19 protein-coding genes are annotated in these 18,319 nt (G+C 60.6%); 9 read left to right on the top strand and 10 right to left on the bottom strand.

Translation table 11 applies throughout. From position 1 onward, the window contains the following. Positions 1-56: 56 nt before the first annotated feature. On the bottom strand, positions 57-440 hold the full coding sequence (locus FBY02_RS24780) for a hypothetical protein (RefSeq protein WP_144930798.1): 384 nt from the start codon (positions 438-440) through the stop codon (positions 57-59). A 149-nt stretch (positions 441-589) separates the two neighbouring features. On the opposite strand from FBY02_RS24780, the gene FBY02_RS24785 reads away from it, so the two are divergent. Both FBY02_RS24785 and FBY02_RS24790 read left to right on the top strand, forming a co-directional pair. Further along, complete coding sequence (locus FBY02_RS24785; protein ID WP_144930800.1) at positions 590-787, top strand: heavy-metal-associated domain-containing protein; 198 nt, start codon at positions 590-592, stop codon at positions 785-787. A gap of 94 nt (positions 788-881) precedes the next feature. Beyond that, positions 882-2,084 carry a multidrug effflux MFS transporter gene (locus FBY02_RS24790; RefSeq protein WP_144930802.1) on the top strand — a complete coding sequence of 401 codons (1,203 nt, stop codon included), beginning with the start codon at positions 882-884 and terminating at the stop codon, positions 2,082-2,084. 1 nt (position 2,085) lies between these two features. Here FBY02_RS24790 and FBY02_RS28170 read toward each other — a convergent pair whose 3' ends face one another. After that, positions 2,086-2,256: a hypothetical protein gene (locus FBY02_RS28170; RefSeq protein WP_162843622.1), complete on the bottom strand. Its 171-nt coding sequence runs from the start codon at positions 2,254-2,256 to the stop codon at positions 2,086-2,088. A 176-nt stretch (positions 2,257-2,432) separates the two neighbouring features. Beyond that, positions 2,433-3,446, bottom strand: coding sequence for a zinc-binding alcohol dehydrogenase family protein (locus FBY02_RS24795; RefSeq protein ID WP_144930804.1), 1,014 nt, complete (start codon positions 3,444-3,446; stop codon positions 2,433-2,435). Positions 3,447-3,560: 114 nt separating this feature from the next. On the opposite strand from FBY02_RS24795, the gene FBY02_RS24800 reads away from it, so the two are divergent. The 3 genes from FBY02_RS24800 to FBY02_RS24810 all read left to right on the top strand — a co-directional run bounded on the left by FBY02_RS24800 (position 3,561) and on the right by FBY02_RS24810 (position 6,851). Next, positions 3,561-4,490 (top strand): LysR family transcriptional regulator, encoded by a 930-nt coding sequence (locus FBY02_RS24800; protein WP_144930806.1) that lies wholly within the window; start codon positions 3,561-3,563, stop codon positions 4,488-4,490. A gap of 160 nt (positions 4,491-4,650) precedes the next feature. Then, positions 4,651-5,385: a helix-turn-helix transcriptional regulator gene (locus tag FBY02_RS24805; protein ID WP_144930808.1), complete on the top strand. Its 735-nt coding sequence runs from the start codon at positions 4,651-4,653 to the stop codon at positions 5,383-5,385. A gap of 86 nt (positions 5,386-5,471) precedes the next feature. After that, entirely contained in the window at positions 5,472-6,851 is a 1,380-nt protein-coding gene (locus tag FBY02_RS24810) for an MFS transporter (protein WP_144930810.1), read from the top strand. A gap of 126 nt (positions 6,852-6,977) precedes the next feature. Here the strand turns inward: FBY02_RS24810 and FBY02_RS24815 are convergent, their stop codons facing one another. Next, complete coding sequence (locus tag FBY02_RS24815) at positions 6,978-7,931, bottom strand: adenosine deaminase (RefSeq protein WP_144930812.1); 954 nt, start codon at positions 7,929-7,931, stop codon at positions 6,978-6,980. A 211-nt stretch (positions 7,932-8,142) separates the two neighbouring features. Here FBY02_RS24815 and FBY02_RS24820 point away from each other — a divergent pair, with 211 nt between their 5' ends. Continuing rightward, positions 8,143-9,234 (top strand): calcium:proton antiporter, encoded by a 1,092-nt coding sequence (locus FBY02_RS24820; protein WP_144930814.1) that lies wholly within the window; start codon positions 8,143-8,145, stop codon positions 9,232-9,234. A 124-nt stretch (positions 9,235-9,358) separates the two neighbouring features. Here the strand turns inward: FBY02_RS24820 and FBY02_RS24825 are convergent, their stop codons facing one another. The 3 genes from FBY02_RS24825 to FBY02_RS24835 all read right to left on the bottom strand — a co-directional run bounded on the left by FBY02_RS24825 (position 9,359) and on the right by FBY02_RS24835 (position 12,025). Further along, positions 9,359-10,717, bottom strand: coding sequence for an 8-oxoguanine deaminase (locus FBY02_RS24825; RefSeq protein ID WP_144930815.1), 1,359 nt, complete (start codon positions 10,715-10,717; stop codon positions 9,359-9,361). A 246-nt stretch (positions 10,718-10,963) separates the two neighbouring features. Next, entirely contained in the window at positions 10,964-11,650 is a 687-nt protein-coding gene (locus FBY02_RS24830; RefSeq protein ID WP_144930817.1) for an SDR family oxidoreductase, read from the bottom strand. Positions 11,651-11,674: 24 nt separating this feature from the next. Then, on the bottom strand, positions 11,675-12,025 hold the full coding sequence (locus FBY02_RS24835) for a MerR family transcriptional regulator (RefSeq protein ID WP_055128415.1): 351 nt from the start codon (positions 12,023-12,025) through the stop codon (positions 11,675-11,677). Positions 12,026-12,105: 80 nt separating this feature from the next. On the opposite strand from FBY02_RS24835, the gene FBY02_RS24840 reads away from it, so the two are divergent. Continuing rightward, entirely contained in the window at positions 12,106-12,549 is a 444-nt protein-coding gene (locus FBY02_RS24840) for a hypothetical protein (RefSeq protein ID WP_144930819.1), read from the top strand. Positions 12,550-12,846: 297 nt separating this feature from the next. On the opposite strand, the gene FBY02_RS24845 is transcribed toward FBY02_RS24840, so the two are convergent. From FBY02_RS24845 to FBY02_RS24855, 3 genes are all read right to left on the bottom strand, one after another. Continuing rightward, positions 12,847-13,434: a YigZ family protein gene (locus FBY02_RS24845; RefSeq protein WP_144930821.1), complete on the bottom strand. Its 588-nt coding sequence runs from the start codon at positions 13,432-13,434 to the stop codon at positions 12,847-12,849. 7 nt (positions 13,435-13,441) lie between these two features. Continuing rightward, positions 13,442-14,092: a TetR/AcrR family transcriptional regulator gene (locus FBY02_RS24850; protein WP_144930823.1), complete on the bottom strand. Its 651-nt coding sequence runs from the start codon at positions 14,090-14,092 to the stop codon at positions 13,442-13,444. A gap of 94 nt (positions 14,093-14,186) precedes the next feature. Next, entirely contained in the window at positions 14,187-15,107 is a 921-nt protein-coding gene (locus tag FBY02_RS24855) for a LysR family transcriptional regulator (RefSeq protein WP_144930825.1), read from the bottom strand. A gap of 122 nt (positions 15,108-15,229) precedes the next feature. On the opposite strand from FBY02_RS24855, the gene FBY02_RS24860 reads away from it, so the two are divergent. Together FBY02_RS24860 and FBY02_RS24865 are read left to right on the top strand one after the other, a co-directional pair. After that, positions 15,230-16,579, top strand: a complete 1,350-nt coding sequence (locus FBY02_RS24860) for an aspartate aminotransferase family protein (RefSeq protein WP_144930827.1) — start codon at positions 15,230-15,232, stop codon at positions 16,577-16,579. A gap of 73 nt (positions 16,580-16,652) precedes the next feature. After that, complete coding sequence (locus tag FBY02_RS24865) at positions 16,653-18,146, top strand: CoA-acylating methylmalonate-semialdehyde dehydrogenase (protein WP_144930829.1); 1,494 nt, start codon at positions 16,653-16,655, stop codon at positions 18,144-18,146. The last annotated feature ends 173 nt before the right edge of the window (positions 18,147-18,319 follow it).

Consider the following 18,319-nt stretch of genomic DNA (forward strand, 5'->3'; position numbering starts at 1 on the left):
CATGCTGGCAAGGTCAAGCGCCAATCCAAAAACCTCTTCCAGCCTTTGGGGAGAGGTCAGTAACCGAGCCCGGCCTGCTTGAGGTACATCCCTTGTTCATTCATGGCGATACGGTACTTCAGGATGTCACCGGCCCTGATCGTAATCTCTTGGGAACCCGGTGCGAGCATACCCGGATTGCAACCCGGTGCCTGCCCAGGCAACAGCTTCAGGCGCAGGGAGAACCGGCCCGCGGGCAAGTTGAAGGAGGTGCTGTCTTCCTGGAAGAGCCGGGCGGTGAGCTGATCCTGGATGTAGATGCCGATCTCGCAGGACGTCGACACTTCCAGTCGTTCCCGGGAAATGATCAGCACACCGTAATCTTCCCCGGCGGCTGAGGCCTGGGGGGCCATCGCTGAAAAACCTAACATGCAAAACAGGCTGAACGCTGACCAGCGCATGGCCGAACCTCCGGTGTGGAATCCTTGATAGTGGCAGCTTGGCCGAGCGCGACGGCAATTGCCAGCCCGGCAGTTTTCATCAGAACTTGACCTTGCCACGATGGCAAGCTTGAAACTGCCGGCAACTTCCATCGCCAAGGAGTCACCCGATGCAAACTTTCAATGTCCAGGGCATGTCCTGCGGTCATTGCGTCAAGGCCATCACCCAGGCTGTACAGGCCAGGGATCCGGCGGCCGATGTGCAAATCGACCTGGGCGCCAGGACCGTCCAGGTCCAGAGTTCGTTGCCGGCCAACACCCTGATCGAGGTCATCCGGGAAGAAGGCTATGAGGTCAGCTTCGCCTGAATATTTTTTAATCGTTAGCGACCTATCAGAATGTTCAAGAGCGCCCGGCAGGGCTAGACTGTCGGGCTGCTGACTGATGCCTGACGGACGCCCAATGAACCTTCGTACCATTCTGATTCTTGGCGCCTTGAGCGCTTTCGGTCCTTTAGCGATCGACTTCTATCTGCCAGCGTTCCCGGCCATGGCAAGCGCCTTCGGCACGGATGAAAAACACATCCAACTGACCCTGGCCGCCTATTTCCTCGGCCTGTCCATCGGACAGTTGGCCTACGGGCCGGTGGCGGATCGCTTCGGGCGGCGGACTCCACTGCTGGTCGGGGTCGGTCTGTTCACCCTGGCCTCCCTGGCCTGCGCCTATGCGCCAAGCCTCGAATGGCTGATCGGCGCGCGCTTCGTCCAGGCCCTGGGTGGATGTGCCGGGATGGTGATTTCCCGGGCCGTGGTCAGCGACAAATGCGATGCGGTGGGGTCGGCCAAGGTGTTCTCGCAACTGATGCTGGTGATGGGCCTGGCGCCGATTCTCGCGCCGATGCTTGGCGGGTTGCTGGTGAACCTGCATGGCTGGCAATCGATTTTCATCGGCCTGACCCTGTTCAGCGCTGTGGCGGCGACGGCCGTGGCCCTGTGGCTGCCCGAGAGCCTGCCGGCCCATGTGCCTCGACAACCACTGTCGGGGGCGTTGCGCCAGTACGGCAGGCTGTTGACCGACTCGGTGTTCCTGGGGCATGCCTTGACGGGCGGGATCGCCATCGCCGGGATGTTCGCGTACATCGCCGGTTCGCCTTTCGTGTTCATCAAGCTTTATGGCGTACCGGCCGAACACTTCGGTTGGCTGTTCGGTACTAACGCGGCAGGCTTCATCCTGGTGGCGCAGGTCAATGCCCGGTTGCTATCCAAGCGTGGCCCGGCTTTTCTGCTGAGCCGTGCGGTGTGGGTCTACTTCACCGCGGGGTTGAGCCTGCTGGCCGTCAGCGCCTTGCACCCTGAGCATCTATGGCCATTGCTGATTCCATTGTTCATCTGTATCGCCAGCCTGGGGTGCATCCTTCCCAACGCTTCTGCCTGCGCCATGAATGGTCAGGGAGCCCGGGCCGGCAGTGCCTCGGCGATGCTGGGATCCCTGCAGTTTTCTGTGGCCGCCGGGGCCGCCGCGCTGGTGGCGGCCCTGCACGACGGCAGCGCGGTGCCCATGGCGATGGTCATCAGCCTGTGCGGGCTATTGGTGGTGAGCGCGGCCATGCTGACCCGCCGCCTGCAAAATGCCCAGGCGCTGGCACACGCCAGCCGCCAGGGCTGATTCAGCAGGCCGTGCGTTGTTGCCGTTCGGGGAAGTGATGCGGCGCGTGAATGCGCGCTTGCAGGGTGGTGGCGAAGGCCTTGGCTTCGGCCTCGGTGCGGAAGGTGACGGCGTGCTGGTCAAGACGCACTTGCCATTGGGATTTTGCCACTTCTTTTATCAGGATCTTCATTGCTGACCTCCTCACGTAAAAGATTGCGTTGCAAAGGCCTCGAGTGTAGACCGGAATGCAATCGCAATTGTGACAACGGTCAATTCTCGGACTGACGGTTCGATCTTTTTTGACGAGCAATCATTGTGGTTAGGAATTTATTTGTGGCGAGGGGATTTGAGGGCCAGTATGGGCGATCAGAAACCTTCGAGCACGATCTTGCCCTTGGCTTTCCCGCTTTCCAGCAGCGCGTGGGCCCGGCGCAGGTTTTCGGCATTGATGGTGCCGAAGTGCTCGCCGACGGTGGTCTTCAAGGTGTCGGCGTCGATCAGCTCGGCAACACGGTTGAGCAGGTTGTGTTGTTCGATCATGTCGGCCGTCTCGAACAGCGAACGGGTGTACATGAACTCCCAATGCAAGGACAGGCTCTTGCGCTTGAGTTTGGTCACGTCCAGGGACTTGGGATCATCGATCAATGCCAGTTTGCCTTGGGGCGCCAGGGCCTCGACCAACTGCTCCAGGTGCTGGTCGGTCTGGGTCAGGCTGGCGACATGGGTAACCTGTGGCTGACCTGCTTCCTTCATGACCACGCTCAGTGGTTGGCTGTGATCGAGCACCAGATCGGCGCCCAGGCTTCGCACCCAATCCTGCGTCTGCGGACGGGAGGCGGTACCGATGACCTTCAGTGCGGTGAGCTGGCTGGCCAGTTGCGTCAGGATCGAGCCCACGCCTCCCGCTGCGCCGACAATCAACAGGCTTTGGTCCGAAGCGCCTTGGCCTTCCTGGATCTGCAGCCGCTCGAACAACAGTTCCCAGGCGGTAATGGCGGTCAGTGGCAGCGCCGCCGCTTCGGCGAAACCGAGGGTCCTGGGCATGTGGCCGACAATGCGTTCATCCACGACATGCAGTTCGCTGTTGCCGCCCGCGCGAGCAATGGAGCCGGCATAGAACACCTTGTCACCGGCCTTGAACAAGGAGACTTCGTTGCCCACGGCCTTGACCACCCCAGCCACGTCCCAACCCAACACCTTGGCGGCGCCTTCTTCGGGCTGGACGTTCTGACGGACCTTGGTGTCCACCGGATTCACCGAAATGGCTCTGACTTCGACCAGCAGATCCCGGGGGCCAGCGACCGGGTCGGGCAACACGATATCCTGCAGCGATTGCGGGTCGGTGATCGGCAACGAATGGTAGTAGGCGATGGCTTTCATGAAGCGGGCTCCGTGAGGTGAGTTCGATGGCACCCATGTTTAGCTATTTATCGACGCGATAAAACCGGCTAAAAGAACAGGCTCTTTCAAAATTTTTTTGATAATGGAGTCGCCATGCTTCGATTCGATGACCTGCAGCTGTTTGTCCGGGCGGCGGATCTGGGCAGTCTTTCTGCCGCTGCCAGGGTCATGGATCTGTCGGCCGCGGTGGCCAGCGCCGCGTTGAAACGCATCGAGCAGCACCTCGGTGCCCGTCTGCTGGCGCGCTCCACTCGTAGCCTGCGCCTGACTGCCGAAGGGGAAAGTTTTCTCGAATATGCCCGGGCGGCGTTGGGCAGCCTGGATGAGGGGCGACGGCTGTTGACCAGCGGCCAGGACCAAGTCAGCGGTGTCCTGCAGCTATCCGCGCCGTCGGACCTGGGACGCAATCTGCTGCTGCCCTGGCTGGATGACTTCCAGCGCGAACATCCCAGGCTCACGGTACGGCTGCTGTTGGGTGACCGTATTGCCGACCTGTTCAAGCAACCGGTGGATATCGCGTTGCGTTACGGGGAGCCGGAGGATTCCAGCCTGGTGGCCTTGCCTGTCGCGGCGGACAACCGGCGGGTGTTGTGTGCCGCGCCGGACTATCTGGCCCGTCATGGCGAACCCCACCAGCTCGAACAACTGGCACAACACAATTGCCTGTTGTACATGCTCGGTACCCGGGTTCATGACCGTTGGTGCTTTCACGACGGCAAGCGGGAAGTGAGCCTCACCGTCAGCGGCGACCGCTTCAGTGACGATGCCGATGTGGTGCGGCGCTGGGCAGTGGCCGGTGCGGGCGTTGCCTACAAATCATGGATGGACGTGTCGACCGATGTGCTGGCCGGGCGTCTGAAGATCCTTCTGCCGCACCTGCATTGCGAGCGCGCGCCGCTCAATCTGCTGTGCGCTCACCGGGCGCAGCTGAGCAAGCCCGTCAAGCTTTTGCGGGAGATGCTCCAGGCCCGGTGTGGTGAATTGACGGCGCAATTTCCGCTCTCGACGGCAATCGGCCAATAGTCGCGGGCAAATAGAGAATTTTCCCTCACGAACAATCGCCTCCAAAGGTTTCCGGAGGACAGGAAAGCTTGATCTGCACGCTTATACTAGCGGCCGCCTGAATCGGCGCGGCATCGCGCATCAAGAGCAGTAGACGAATGATTCAACAGGGAGTGAATACATGGAACATGCACCTTGCATCAGCCAGATCGCCACGCTGCTGGCCGACCCCAAGCGCAGCGCAATGATGTGGGCCTTGATGGACGGTACGGCCCGGCAGGCCGAAGAACTGGCCTTGTTGGCCGGGTTGTCGCCGTCCTCGGCCAGCGCCCATCTGGGACGCCTATCCGCCGGTGGCCTGTTGAAGGTGGAAGCCAGGGGACGCAAGCGGTTTTTCCGCCTGGCCGCGCCGGAGATCGGTGCGGCGGTCGAAGCCCTGGCCAGCGCGACCCTGGCCAGCGCGCCACGGCAGATTCCGGATGTCTTCAAGCGCGGCGTCATCTCGAACAAGGCGCCGTCGGCCCCCGCCTCGTTGTTGCGAGCCCGGCTCTGCGACGATCATCTTGGTGGCACTCTGGCGGCCGATTTGTACCAGCGCCTGCTGGACGCAGCATGGATCGAGCAATGCGAGCAGCGGGTGATCGTCACTCACAAGGGGGCGAGCCAGCTGGCCGGGCATGGCCTGTTCATCCAGGCCCTGGCCCATCGCAATGCCCGCATCGCCTGCGCCTGCCCGGACTGGAGCGAACGCCGGCCGCACCTGGGGGGCGCGCTGGGGGCTGCGTTGCTGCAACTGTTCATGCAATCCGGCTGGCTGAGCCTGCCCAATGACTCGCGAGCCTTGCAGGTGACCGTGCTCGGCCAGCAGGAAATCCATCGATTCGCCCGGCAGGATACGTTGGAAATGGCGCTCTAGGCCTGTCAACAGGTCGCATTCAGCAATAGCCACCCGCGAGGTTCGCGCACACTCGCCCGGGAATCTATCGGACTGGGGGATGCACCATGGACAATCACGGGTACAGCGCGGCGGAACGCCTGGAGCGACTGCCCATCAGTGGCTATCACCGAATCATCTTCATCATTATTGCCTTGGCGTTCTTCTTCGACTCCATGGACCTGGCGATGATGACGTTCCTGCTCGGCTCGATCAAAACCGAGTTTGGCCTGAGCACGGCCCAGGCAGGTTTGCTCGCCAGCTCCAGCTTTTTTGGCATGGTGGTGGGCGCTTCGCTGTCGGGCATGCTGGCGGATCGGTTCGGTCGCAAACCGGTGTTCCAATGGAGTATCGTACTGTGGGGCATCGCCAGTTATCTCTGCTCCACGGCCCAGGATGTCGAGACCCTGACGCTGTTTCGTGTCCTGCTGGGCATTGGCATGGGTATGGAGTTTCCGATTGCCCAGTCGATGCTCTCGGAACTGATCCCGGCCAAGCGCCGGGGCCGCTACATCGCCTTGATGGACGGCTTCTGGCCGCTGGGCTTCGTCGCGGCGGGGGTGCTGTCGTATTTCCTTCTGCCGGTAGTCGGCTGGCGCGATATCTTCCTGGTCCTGGCGGTGCCGGCGGTGTTTGTCCTGGCGATTCGTTTCTTTATTCCCGAGTCGCCCCGTTGGCTGGAACAGGCCGGGCGGGATGACGAGGCGGATGCCGTGCTGCGCCGAATCGAAGACAAGGTCCGGGCTTCGCTGGGCCGCCAGGACTTGCCGGAGCCGGTTCGCCTGCCGAGGCTGGCGAGTACGCCGGGTACTTTCTTCTCGGCGCTGGCGCAGATCTGGTCGCCGCTGTATCGCCAACGCACGATGATGATCTGGAGCGTCTGGTTCTTTGCCTTGCTCGGCTTCTACGGGCTGACGTCCTGGCTCAGCGCGTTGTTGCAGCAGTCGGGGTTCGCCGTGACCCAGTCGGTGTATTACACCGTGCTGATTTCCCTGGGCGGGATTCCCGGTTTCCTGATGGCTGCCTGGCTGGTGGAGCGCTGGGGGCGTAAACCGGTATGTGTCATCACCCTGTTGGGCGGCGGGGCGATGGCCTTTCTTTACGGGCAGAGTGCGGTATTCGGTGGCAATGTCGGGCTGCTGATCGGCAGCGGATTGCTGATGCAGTTTTTCCTGTTCGGCATGTGGGCGGTGCTCTATACCTACACACCGGAGCTGTATCCCACCTCGGCACGGGCAACGGGCTCGGGTTTCGCCTCGGCGATTGGTCGTATCGGTTCGCTGCTGGGGCCACTGGTGACCGGGCTGGTCTTTCCGATTACCGGGCAGGGCGGCGTGTTCGGCCTGGGCGCGCTGTGCTTCGTGGTGGCGGCGGCTGTGGTCTGGTTGTTCGGAATGGAGACGCGGGGCAAGACGCTGGAGGAGTTGAGCGAGGGGAGGGGACGGTAACCAATTGAGCATGGCCCCTTGTGGGAGCGGGCTTGCTCGCGAAAGCGGTGTGTCAGCCGATATTTATGCCACTGACGTTGGGCATTCGCGAGCAAGCCCGCTCCCACAGGAGAGCAGGGGTAGGGCTTAAGGCTTCACCAACCGCGCGTCCAGACTGTTCTGCGCCAGGCGTCTGGCCTGGTCCTGGGTCATGCCCAGATGGGTGTGCAGGGCGTGGAAGTTTTCGGTGACGTAGCCGCCGAAGTACGCCGGGTCATCGGAGTTCACTGTCACCTTCACGCCACGTTCGAGCATGTCGAGGATGTTGTGCTGCGACATGTCGTCGAACACGCACAGCTTGGTGTTGGACAACGGGCATACCGTCAACGGAATCTGCTCGTCGATGATCCGCTGCATCAACCGCTCGTCTTCGATGGCCCGGACACCGTGGTCGATGCGTTGGATCTTCAGCAGGTCCAGGGCTTCCCAGATGTATTCGGGTGGACCTTCTTCGCCCGCGTGGGCGACGGTCAGGAAACCTTCGTTGCGGGCCCGGTCGAACACCCGCTGGAACTTGCTGGGCGGATGGCCCATTTCCGAACTGTCCAGGCCGACTGCGACGAAGGCATCGCGGAACGGCAGCGCCTGGTCGAGGGTTTTCTCGGCCTGTTCTTCGCTCAGGTGGCGCAGGAAACTCAGGATCAGACCGCTGGTGATACCCAGTTGCTGTTCACCGTCCTTGAGGGCGGCGGCGATGCCGTTGAGGACCACTTCGAAGGGAATACCACGATCGGTGTGGGTCTGCGGGTCGAAGAACGGCTCGGTGTGGATCACGTTCTGCGCCTTGCAACGCAACAGGTAGGCCCAGGTCAGGTCGTAGAAGTCCTGGGAGGTGCGCAACACGTCGGCGCCCTGGTAATACAGGTCGAGGAATTCCTGCAGGTTGTTGAAGGCGTAGGCCTTGCGCAAGGTGTCGACGTCGCTCCAAGGCAGGGCGATCTTGTTGCGCTCGGCCAGGGCAAACAGTAGCTCGGGCTCCAGCGAACCCTCCAGGTGCAGGTGCAGTTCAGCCTTGGGCAGGGCGTTCAACCAGTCGTACATGCTCTGTTCTCATCAGTGAATCGATGGCGGGCATTCTACAGGGGCTTGCCGCAATGTCTGGAAAAAACCTGACCGGCCGATCCACTGTGAAGGCAGGACTCGCCCGCGAAGAGCCCTGCGCTGACCTGAAAGTGAGTGTCACTGCCGACGAAACGTTCACGGCCCCCTACAGTCTAGTAGGTCATACCTCGTGTACGGTGATAGGCCTGTGATGCTCACGTTGATCAAGCAAGAAAAGCTGCTGGTGCTGGCCCTGCTCGCCGCCGCCGTCGCCTACCCGCTGGAGCACTGGCTGTTGGGCAGCGGGCAGGCCGTGGCACTGGTTGGCGGTCTGATACTGATCGGCTTCATCGTCGCGGCCTCGATGCGTGTGGCCCACCACGCCGAGTTGCTGGCGGAAAAGGTTGGCGATCCTTACGGCACCATGATCCTGACCCTGTCGGCAGTGCTGGTGGAAGTGGTGATCCTGGCGATCATGATGAGCAACGAAGCGTCACCGACCCTGGTGCGCGATACGATCTATTCGGCGGTGATGCTCGACATCAATGGCATTCTCGGGCTTGCGGCGCTGATGGGCGGGCTCAAGCATGGCGAACAGGTCTACAACGATGACTCGGCGCGCAGCTACAGCGTGATGATCCTTACCGCCATGGGCGTGTCGATGGTGGTGCCGGAGTTCATTCCCCAGGAGAACTGGAAGCAATATTCGGCGTTCACCATTGGCGCAATGCTCGTGCTGTATACACTGTTCCTGCGCATGCAGGTGGGACCACACAGCTACTTCTTCAGCTATAGCTACCCGGAAAAACGCCGTCGCAAGGAGCCGGTGGAAAACGAGCCGCCGCCCATCAGCCTGGCGTTTTCCATTGGGGCGCTGGTGTTTGGGGTGGTGGTGATCGGTGCGTTGGCCGAGGTCATGTCCAAGGCTATCGACCTGGGACTGGAAGGATCGGGAGCGCCGCCGGTGGTCACGGCCATTCTGGTGGCGGCCATTTCCGCGGCTCCGGAGATTCTCACCGCCCTGCGCGCTGCCCTCGCCAACCGCATGCAGTCGGTGGTGAACATCGCGCTCGGGGCCTCGCTGTCGACAGTGATCCTGACGGTGCCGGTGATGGAAGCCATGGCGCTTTACACCGGCCAACCTTTCCAGATGGCCATGACCCCGGTGCAGACGGTGATGATCTTCATCACCCTGATTGTCAGCGCGATCAATCTCAACGACGGCGAAACCAATGCCATTGAAGGCATGACCCACTTCGTGCTGTTTGCGACGTTTATCATGTTGTCGCTGCTCGGCCTTTAGGTGCTGCGCAGAGCCAGATGTGGGAGCGGGCTTGCTCGCGAAAGCGGAGTGTCATTCACCTTTGATGTCGACTGAAACACTGTCTTCGCGAGCAAGCCCGCTCCCACATTAATTTTCTATGTGGTCAGTTTCCGGCGATCAGCTCCCGCGCCGCCTGGCTGTGATCGGCGATCAAGCCTTTCAAATCCAGGCCTTCGACCTGACCGTCGATCACCCGCCATTGCCCGCCGACCATCACCCGATCCGCTCGATCCGCGCCGCACAGCAGCAGCGCCGAGACCGGATCGTGACTGCCGCAGAAGCGCAGTTCGTCGAGCTTGAACAACGCCAGATCTGCCTGCTTGCCGACGGCCAGTTCGCCGATGTCGCTACGCCCAAGCAGCTTTGCCGACCCCCGGGTTGCCCAACCGAGTACCTGCTCCGGTGTGATCGCTTGCGCGCCATAACGCAGGCGTTGGATGTACAGCGCCTGGCGGGTTTCGAGGATCATGTTCGAGGCATCGTTGGAGGCCGAACCGTCCACGCCGAGACCGAGCGGAGCGCCGGCGGCGGTCAGTTCGAGGGTGGGGCAAATACCCGAGGCCAGGCGCATGTTGGAGCTTGGGCAGTGGCAGATACCGGTGCCGGCGGCGCCGAGCCGGGCGATCTCCTCGGGATTGAAGTGAATGCCGTGGGCCAGCCAGGTACGCGGACCGAGCCAGCCGACGCTGTCCAGGTAATCCACGGTGCGCAGGCCGAAGCGTTGCAGGCAGAAGTCTTCTTCGTCGAGGGTTTCGGCCAGGTGTGTGTGCAGGCGGACGTCCCGTTGATCCGCCAGGGCGGCGCTGGCTTGCATGATTTCGGGAGTGACCGAGAACGGCGAGCAGGGCGCCAGGGCAATCTGGATCCGCGCCCCATCGCCCCGTTCGTGGTAGCGGTCGATCAGCCGCTGACTGTCGTCGAGAATCACTTGGCCTTGTTGCACGGTCTGCTGCGGCGGCAGGCCGCCGTCGGCTTCGCCCAGGCTCATGGAACCTCGGGTCAACATCGCTCGCATGCCCAGTTCGCGCACACTTTGCACCTGCACATCGATGGCATTTTCCAGACCTTCGGGAAACAGGTAATGGTGATCGGCCGCCGTGGTGCAGCCCGACAAGAGCAATTCGGCCAAGGCCACCTTGGTCGCCAGGGCGAGTTTTTCCGGCGTCAACCGCGCCCACACCGGGTAGAGGGTTTTCAGCCATGGGAACAGCGGCTGGTTCACCACCGGTGCCCAGGCACGGGTCAGGGTCTGGTAGAAGTGGTGATGGGTGTTGATCAATCCCGGAAGCATCACATGCTCACGGGCATCGAAGACATGGTCACAGGGTTGGGTGGGGGATTGGCCGATACTCAGCAGTTCGACGATTACGCCGTCCTGCAGGACCAGGCCGCCACGGGCGTCGAGGCCGTTGGCAGTGAAAATGGCGAGGGGGTTCTTTAACCAGGTACGGGTCGCAGGCATGGTGGCCGGCTCCTCTGAAAGTGGGTTCAGGTTAGCCAGCTCAGTGATGCCCTGTCTGCTGATCCAGGGTCGCCGCAAGGGGCGAGGTGCGGAGTTTACTCAGGTCGCGGTGTACATATCCAGTGCCCAGCATCGACCAGCTGTGGGAGCGGGCTTGCTCGCGAAAGCGGAATGACATTCACCATCAATGTCGACTGAAACACCGCCTTCGCGAGCAAGCCCGCTCCCACAGGGAAGGTTCGGTTTTTACCAGGGAATCGTCTCGCCCTTGTAGTTGACGAAGTGATGCCCACCCCGGCCGGCAAAGGCGTTGACCTGATCGATCAGGCCACGGGTACTGGTTTCGACGTCGATGTCTGCCCCCTCACCGCCCATGTCTGTTTTCACCCAACCCGGGTGCAGCGACAGGACGGTCAATGCCTGATCGCCCAGTTGGCTGACGAAACTGTTGGTCATGGAGTTGAGGGCCGCTTTGCTTGCTTTGTACAGCGCCAGTTCCGGGGCGTCGGGCATGGTCACGCTGCCCAGCACCGAGCTCATGAACGCCAGCACGCCGCTGCCGTCGCGGATCTGCCCGACGAAACGCTGGGCCAGGTTGATCGGGGCCACCGCGTTGGTGAAGAACAACTGGCCGACCTCGGCCAGGGTCGCGCCGTTGGGACCCTGGTTATCGGGGCCTTTGACGCCGGCGTTGACGAACAGCAGGTCGAAGGTTTCGTCCTTGAGCTGTTGACTCAAGGCGATCACGGCTTGCTGGTCGTCCATGTCGAGTTTTTCGATCCGCACCGGGCCCAGCGCCTTCAACGCCTCTGCATTCTGTAGGTTGCGCACGGTGGCGATCACGTTCCAGCCATCGCTCAGCAATGTCTTCACCAGGCCAAGGCCCAAGCCCCGGGAGGCGCCGATGATCAATGCGTTTCTTGCCGAATTCATGGAAGGCATCCTTGAAAGAAATGGTCACGGATTTAATGGACAACGTTGTCCGAGCCGTTGTTTCAGCTCATGACGCAACGCGTCGAGTTCGGTCATGCGGGTTTCGATCAGGTTCAGTTTGTTTTGCAGCAGATGAGCCACGGCGAGGTCCGGGTCGGGGGCCTGCCGCACGGTGGCAACGCTGCTGCCAATCTCACCGAGGGTAAAGCCCAGGCGTTGGGCTGTCTTGATATAGAGCACCAGTTGCACCATGTCTTCGGGGTAGTCGCGATACCCATTGGCGCTGCGTCCCGCCGCAATCAACCCGAGCTGCTCGTAGAAGCGCAGCGTGTCGCGGCTGACGGCACAGGCTTGGGCCAGTTCACCGATTCGCATGGCAATCTCCAGAAAGCTTGACCTTGGAGCATACCCCAGGCTTTAGGCTTTTCGCTCCTTGATTATATGGAGCAATGCCTATGTGGACTTCACCGCAATATCGTCGCGTGGTGCTCGGTAGCGCCTGGTACGACCTGATCGTAACCGCAGCATTTGCCACGCCATGGACCTTTGCCGCCCTGCACGGCTGGTTGCTGGGCATGACCCAGATGCTCGACCTGCCTGGCGCGCTGCCGCCGTTTGCGCCTATGCACCTGTTGATGGCCAATCTGCTGGGCTCGATCGTTTGCGTATGGTCGGTGCTGCGGATTCGCGATCCGCGACCGCTGTACGGACGGTATGACGCGGCGGGGCGGTTCCTGTTTGCGTCCTGGATGTTTTACGCGCTGCTGCACGGCGCCAGCGCGCTGGTGTGGATTTTTCTGTTCCTCGAATTAGTGTGGGGTGTTGTCCAACTGTTACCCGTGCGTGGCGAGAACACGAGTTCAAATTGGAGGCATGATCACTCGTTAACGAATGGTTAAAAAGTGAACAAGCGCCTGGGAGCCATGTTCTTCTTGGGGTCGAGTGAGCCATGAACGGGTTATCCACAGCTTGCTCCACAATTATTGTGCGCAAACTGGAAACTTGGGCATAAGCACCGGGCGGCTTTTGTCTAAAGGTGATAACTCGCTGCAAGCGTTTGTTTTGCTAGTTTATTTCAGGCTTGGACAAAGATTTGGATAAAAAATGAGCAACCCTCGCAAACCCGCATGACAGAAGGGTTACAGGCGAATGTGCTCAGGTTATCCACAAGCAGGCGCACAGCAGATGTGGGCAAATCAAGCTGAACGCTCCAGTAGAATCCGTCCGCGGCTCAAATCGGCCAGTTTCTTTTGCAGCGTATCGATCTGGCCTTCCCCCACCGCCAATTGCAGTTCAACGCCGTTGGCGGTAAACCCTTCCGTATGGATCAGGCCGCCGCATTCGGCCACCCGCAGTTTTACCAGGGCCAGTTCCGCGAACCCGCAGGTGCAGTGCAGGGGCACACGGCTGATCAGTTCAAGCTTTTCGGCATTTTGCAGGCACTTGTTCGCACCACCGCCATAGGCACGGGCCAGTCCACCGGTACCCAACTGAATCCCACCATACCAGCGGATCACCAGCACCACGACCTGATCACAAGCCTGAGCTTCGATAGCCGCCAGGATCGGGCGCCCGGCGGTGCCCCCTGGTTCACCATCGTCGTTGCTGCGATATTGATCGCCCAGCTTCCAGGCCCAGCAATTGTGCGTGGCGTTCAGGTCGCTGTGTTGTTCGATAAAGGCTTGGGCATCGGCGGGGCTGGTAACGGGGGCTGCGAAGGTGATGAAGCGGCTTTTGCGAATTTCTTCGCGGTATTCGCAAAAGCCGACGAGAGTAAAGGGCATGAGCGTCTTAGAGGGTGGGTGTCAGGCCGCAGCCTTTGAGAATGATGCGGATAAGGTTGTCACCGGCGTCGGTCATGTCTTGCTTGCTCAGCTTGCTGCGGCCGGTCACGCGGCAGATCTGGGTGGCGAAATCGGCGTAGTGCTGGGTGCTGCCCCATAACAGGAAGATCAGATGCACCGGGTCGATCGGGTCCATCTTGCCGGCGTCGATCCACGCCTGGAACACCGCCGCGCGGCCGTTGAACCAGGCGCGGTAGTCCTGGTTGAAGTATTCGGTCAGGCACTCGCCGCCGCTGATCACTTCCATGGCGAAGATCCGTGACGCCTGGGGTTGGCGACGGGAAAACTCCATCTTTGCGCGAATATAGCGGGTCAACGCCTCGGCCGGGTCATCCTCGGCGGTGAGGGTATTGAAGGTGCTGTCCCACAGCTCGATGATGTTGCTCAGCACCGCCACGTATAGCCCGAGCTTGTTGGTGAAGTAATAGTGCAGGTTCGCCTTGGGCAGTCCGGCGTTCAGCGCGATGGTATTCATGCTGGTGCCTTTGAATCCGTGCCGGGCGAATTCATCTTCGGCAGCCTTGAGGATGGTCTCTTCGTTCTTCTGACGAATGCGGCCGGTGGTCTTGCCACCGTGGGCTGGGACTTCAAAGGTCATGGGCGTTTCCGGGCTGGGTCTGTGGGCAAGCAAATGCGTTGATAGCGCACCGGCACCGATCCGACAAGTATTGTTGCCACAAAAGGCGAACGTGTCAGCGGGTTGCCGCCAGGCTCTCGAGAAAACTCTCCAGCACCAGATGAGGACGGCGGCCCTTGCGTGTTACCGAGGCCAGGCTCAGGTCATAGAATCGCGTCGAGGGTTTCAAGGCTCGTAACCGGCCTTGCTGGACCCAGACGTTGGCGTAGTGATCCGGCAGGTAACCGATATAGCGACCGGTGAGAATCAGGAACGCCATGCCTTCGCGGTCCGATGCGCTGGCGGTGCAATTGAGCGCTTGGTAGTGGGCCTGGATGTCGGCCGGCAGGCGAAAGGTGGGGGCAATGGCATCCTGGCTGTTGAGGCGGGCTTCATCGAGCTGCAGGTCGTCCACATAAAACAGTGGATGCCCGACTGCGCAATACAACAATGAACGTTCGCTGTAGAGCGGCTGGTATTCCAGCCCGGAAAGGGCGCTGGCCTGAGGGACCACACCGACGTGCAGGCGCCCGTCGAGAACCCCTTGCTCGACTTCGTTGGGGGCGATCATGCGAATCTGGATTTGCACATCGGGCCCGCGCTCCTTCAATTGGGCCAGGGCATGAGTGATGCGCATGTGGGGAAGGGTAACGAGGTTGTCGGTCAGGCCGATGTTCAGTTCGCCGCGCAAGTGTTGATGCAGTCCGTTGACCTCGGTGCGAAAGCTTTCCAGGGCGCTTAGTAGTTGCAGGGCCGACTGATAGACCTCGCGACCTTCTTCGGTCAGCGAGAATCCCGCACGCCCACGCTGACACAGACGCAGGCCCAGGCGCTGTTCAAGATCGCTCATCTGTTGGCTGATGGCCGAACGGCCGATACCCAGCACCGTTTCCGCCGCGGAAAATCCCCCGCATTCCACTACGCTACGGAAGATGCGCAGCAGACGAATATCAAAGTCGCTGACCTGCGCCAGCGGATCGGGGCGGCGAACGCTCATAGTTTAGTAATCTACTTTCTGAAGGTTAGAAAAGTTGGATTTCACCGACTTTATCGTCGTGGCAACTTAGTCGCAACCAGGCTTTTGCCCCGATACCGTTCAAATCTTGCGAGGTTTTGTCGATGAACATGCCCGAACACGCGACCAGTTCTCTGGCCAGTCAGCTCAAACTCGATGCCCACTGGATGCCTTACACCGCCAACCGTAATTTTCAGCGCGACCCGCGGCTGATCGTCGGTGCCGAGGGCAGCTGGCTGATCGATGAACACGGGCGCAAGGTCTATGACTCGCTGTCGGGTCTTTGGACCTGCGGCGCTGGGCACACCCGCAAGGAAATCCAGGAGGCGGTCGCCAAACAATTGGGTACCCTCGATTACTCTCCAGGATTCCAATATGGTCATCCGCTGTCGTTCCAACTGGCGGAAAAAATCACCAGCCTGACGCCGGGCAGTCTCAATCATGTGTTCTTTACTGACTCCGGTTCCGAGTGCGCCGATACGGCGGTGAAGATGGTTCGCGCCTACTGGCGTCTCAAGGGCCAGGCCACCAAGACCAAAATGATCGGCCGTGCCCGCGGCTACCACGGCGTGAACATCGCGGGTACCAGCCTGGGCGGTGTCAGTGGCAACCGCAAACTGTTCGGCCAGGCGATGGCGGACGTCGATCACCTGCCCCACACCTTGTTGGCGAGCAATGCCTATTCTCGTGGTATGCCGAAAGAGGGCGGCATTGCCCTGGCCGATGAGCTGCTGAAGCTGATCGAGCTGCACGACGCTTCCAATATCGCGGCCGTCTTCGTCGAGCCGTTGGCCGGCTCAGCCGGTGTGCTGGTTCCGCCGGAGGGCTACCTCAAGCGCCTGCGGCAGATCTGCGACCAGCACAATATCCTGCTGGTCTTCGATGAAGTAATCACCGGTTTCGGTCGCACCGGTTCGATGTTTGGTGCAGAGAGTTTCGGTGTGACGCCTGATCTGATGTGCATCGCCAAGCAAGTCACCAACGGTGCGATTCCCATGGGGGCGGTCATTGCCAGCAGTGAGATCTACCAGACCTTCATGAGCCAGCCGACGCCTGAGTACGCGGTGGAGTTTCCCCACGGCTACACCTATTCGGCGCACCCGGTGGCGTGTGCGGCGGGCCTGGCGGCGTTGGATCTGCTGCAGAAGGAAAACCTGGTGCAGAGCGTGGCCGAAATCGCGCCACATTTCGAGAACGCCTTGCATGGGATCAAAGGTGCGAAGAATGTGATCGACATCCGCAACTTCGGCCTGGCCGGCGCCATCCAGATCGCTCCGCGGGACGGCGATGCGATCGTGCGTCCGTTCGAGGCCGGCATGGCGTTGTGGAAGGCCGGATTCTATGTGCGCTTCGGTGGCGACACCTTGCAGTTCGGGCCAACCTTCAACAGCAAGCCACAGGATCTGGATCGCCTGTTCGACGCGGTCGGTGAAGTGCTGAACAAGCTCGACTGACGTCTTCTCTATCAACTTCAATGACAGGCGTCCGGTCGCGGGCGTCTGTGGATAAAAAAATTCTGGAGTCCCCATGAGCCTCATCCCGCATCTGATCAATGGCGAGCTGATAAGCGACAACACGCGTACAGCGGACGTTTTCAATCCATCCACTGGCCAGGCTATCCACAAGGTGTCGCTGGCCGATCGCGCGACCGTTCAACAAGCCATTGATGCCGCCACCGCAGCATTCCCGGCCTGGCGCAAGACACCGGCGGCCAAGCGCGCCCAGGTAATGTTTCGTTTCAAGCAATTGCTGGAACAGAACGAGTCGCGTATCGCGCAAATGATCAGCGAAGAACACGGCAAGACCCTGGAAGATGCCGCCGGAGAGCTCAAGCGGGGTATCGAGAACGTCGAGTTCGCCTGTGCGGCTCCAGAAGTCCTGAAGGGCGAATACAGCCGCAACGTAGGGCCGAACATCGATGCCTGGTCGGATTTTCAGCCGTTGGGCGTCGTGGCGGGTATCACCCCGTTCAACTTCCCGGCGATGGTTCCACTGTGGATGTATCCGCTGGCGATCGTTTGCGGTAACTGCTTCATTCTCAAGCCATCCGAGCGTGACCCGAGCTCGACACTGCTGATTGCACAATTGCTGCTGGAAGCCGGATTGCCTGAGGGCGTACTGAGTGTCGTACATGGCGACAAGGTTGCCGTGGATGCGCTGATCGAGGCGCCGGAAGTGAAGGCGTTGAGTTTTGTCGGCTCGACGCCGATTGCCGAATACATCTACGCCGAGGGGACTCGTCGCGGCAAACGCGTCCAGGCATTGGGCGGGGCGAAGAACCATGCGGTGCTGATGCCGGATGCCGACCTGGACAACGCAGTCAATGCGTTGATGGGGGCGGCCTATGGTTCGTGCGGCGAACGTTGTATGGCGATTTCGGTGGCTGTCTGTGTGGGCGACCAGGTGGCGGATGCGCTGGTGGCCAAGCTGGTGCCGCAGATCCAGGCGCTGAAAATCGGTGCCGGTACTTCCTGTGGCCTGGACATGGGGCCGTTGGTAACCGGCCAGCATCGCGACAAGGTCAGCGGCTATATAGAGGACGGCGTTTCGGCCGGTGCTTCGCTGGTAGTCGACGGCCGCGGCCTGAGCGTGACAGGCCACGAAGACGGCTTCTTCCTGGGTGGTTGCCTGTTCGATCGCGTAACGCCAGAGATGCGCATCTATAAAGAAGAAATCTTTGGTCCGGTGCTGTGCATTGTCCGGGTCAACAGCCTGGAAGAGGCCATGCAGCTGATCAACGATCACGAATATGGCAACGGCACCTGCATCTTCACCCGCGATGGCGAAGCGGCGCGCTTGTTCTGCGATGAGATTGAAGTGGGGATGGTGGGCGTCAACGTACCGCTGCCTGTGCCTGTGGCGTATCACAGCTTCGGCGGTTGGAAGCGTTCGTTGTTTGGCGACCTGCATGCCTATGGTCCGGATGGCGTGCGTTTCTATACCCGTCGCAAGGCCATTACCCAACGCTGGCCACAACGCGCCAGCCATGAAGCTTCGCAGTTCGCGTTTCCCAGTCTGTAATGGATAAACAAGAAGGCCGGCGCTCAAGCGTCGGCCTTCTTGTTTATGGGTTTTTTGACCGATATGACAGAAACATGAAAATAGGTGTTGACGGCAGATTCTGAGTCTCTATAATTCGCCCCACTTCCGGCGCAGTCGAAACGGAAAACTCTTTGAGTTTCAATGAGTTAGAT

It is taken from the genome of Pseudomonas sp. SJZ078 (assembly GCF_007828255.1).
Lineage (GTDB): Bacteria > Pseudomonadota > Gammaproteobacteria > Pseudomonadales > Pseudomonadaceae > Aquipseudomonas.

Excerpts from the sequence above, each read along its gene's own strand:
- FBY02_RS28170 (WP_162843622.1), bottom strand. The coding sequence starts at position 2,256 with ATGAAGATCCTGATAAAAGAAGTGGCAAAATCCCAATGGCAAGTGCGT.
- FBY02_RS24845 (WP_144930821.1), bottom strand. The coding sequence starts at position 13,434 with ATGCCCTTTACTCTCGTCGGCTTTTGCGAATACCGCGAAGAAATTCGC.
- FBY02_RS24780 (WP_144930798.1), bottom strand. The coding sequence starts at position 440 with ATGCGCTGGTCAGCGTTCAGCCTGTTTTGCATGTTAGGTTTTTCAGCG.
- FBY02_RS24785 (WP_144930800.1), top strand. The coding sequence starts at position 590 with ATGCAAACTTTCAATGTCCAGGGCATGTCCTGCGGTCATTGCGTCAAG.
- FBY02_RS24850 (WP_144930823.1), bottom strand. The coding sequence starts at position 14,092 with ATGACCTTTGAAGTCCCAGCCCACGGTGGCAAGACCACCGGCCGCATT.
- FBY02_RS24865 (WP_144930829.1), top strand. The coding sequence starts at position 16,653 with ATGAGCCTCATCCCGCATCTGATCAATGGCGAGCTGATAAGCGACAAC.
- FBY02_RS24810 (WP_144930810.1), top strand. The coding sequence starts at position 5,472 with ATGGACAATCACGGGTACAGCGCGGCGGAACGCCTGGAGCGACTGCCC.
- FBY02_RS24825 (WP_144930815.1), bottom strand. The coding sequence starts at position 10,717 with ATGCCTGCGACCCGTACCTGGTTAAAGAACCCCCTCGCCATTTTCACT.
- FBY02_RS24795 (WP_144930804.1), bottom strand. The coding sequence starts at position 3,446 with ATGAAAGCCATCGCCTACTACCATTCGTTGCCGATCACCGACCCGCAA.
- FBY02_RS24840 (WP_144930819.1), top strand. The coding sequence starts at position 12,106 with ATGTGGACTTCACCGCAATATCGTCGCGTGGTGCTCGGTAGCGCCTGG.
- FBY02_RS24800 (WP_144930806.1), top strand. The coding sequence starts at position 3,561 with ATGCTTCGATTCGATGACCTGCAGCTGTTTGTCCGGGCGGCGGATCTG.
- FBY02_RS24835 (WP_055128415.1), bottom strand. The coding sequence starts at position 12,025 with ATGCGAATCGGTGAACTGGCCCAAGCCTGTGCCGTCAGCCGCGACACG.
- FBY02_RS24815 (WP_144930812.1), bottom strand. The coding sequence starts at position 7,931 with ATGTACGACTGGTTGAACGCCCTGCCCAAGGCTGAACTGCACCTGCAC.
- FBY02_RS24855 (WP_144930825.1), bottom strand. The coding sequence starts at position 15,107 with ATGAGCGTTCGCCGCCCCGATCCGCTGGCGCAGGTCAGCGACTTTGAT.
- FBY02_RS24830 (WP_144930817.1), bottom strand. The coding sequence starts at position 11,650 with ATGAATTCGGCAAGAAACGCATTGATCATCGGCGCCTCCCGGGGCTTG.
- FBY02_RS24860 (WP_144930827.1), top strand. The coding sequence starts at position 15,230 with ATGAACATGCCCGAACACGCGACCAGTTCTCTGGCCAGTCAGCTCAAA.
- FBY02_RS24820 (WP_144930814.1), top strand. The coding sequence starts at position 8,143 with ATGCTCACGTTGATCAAGCAAGAAAAGCTGCTGGTGCTGGCCCTGCTC.
- FBY02_RS24805 (WP_144930808.1), top strand. The coding sequence starts at position 4,651 with ATGGAACATGCACCTTGCATCAGCCAGATCGCCACGCTGCTGGCCGAC.
- FBY02_RS24790 (WP_144930802.1), top strand. The coding sequence starts at position 882 with ATGAACCTTCGTACCATTCTGATTCTTGGCGCCTTGAGCGCTTTCGGT.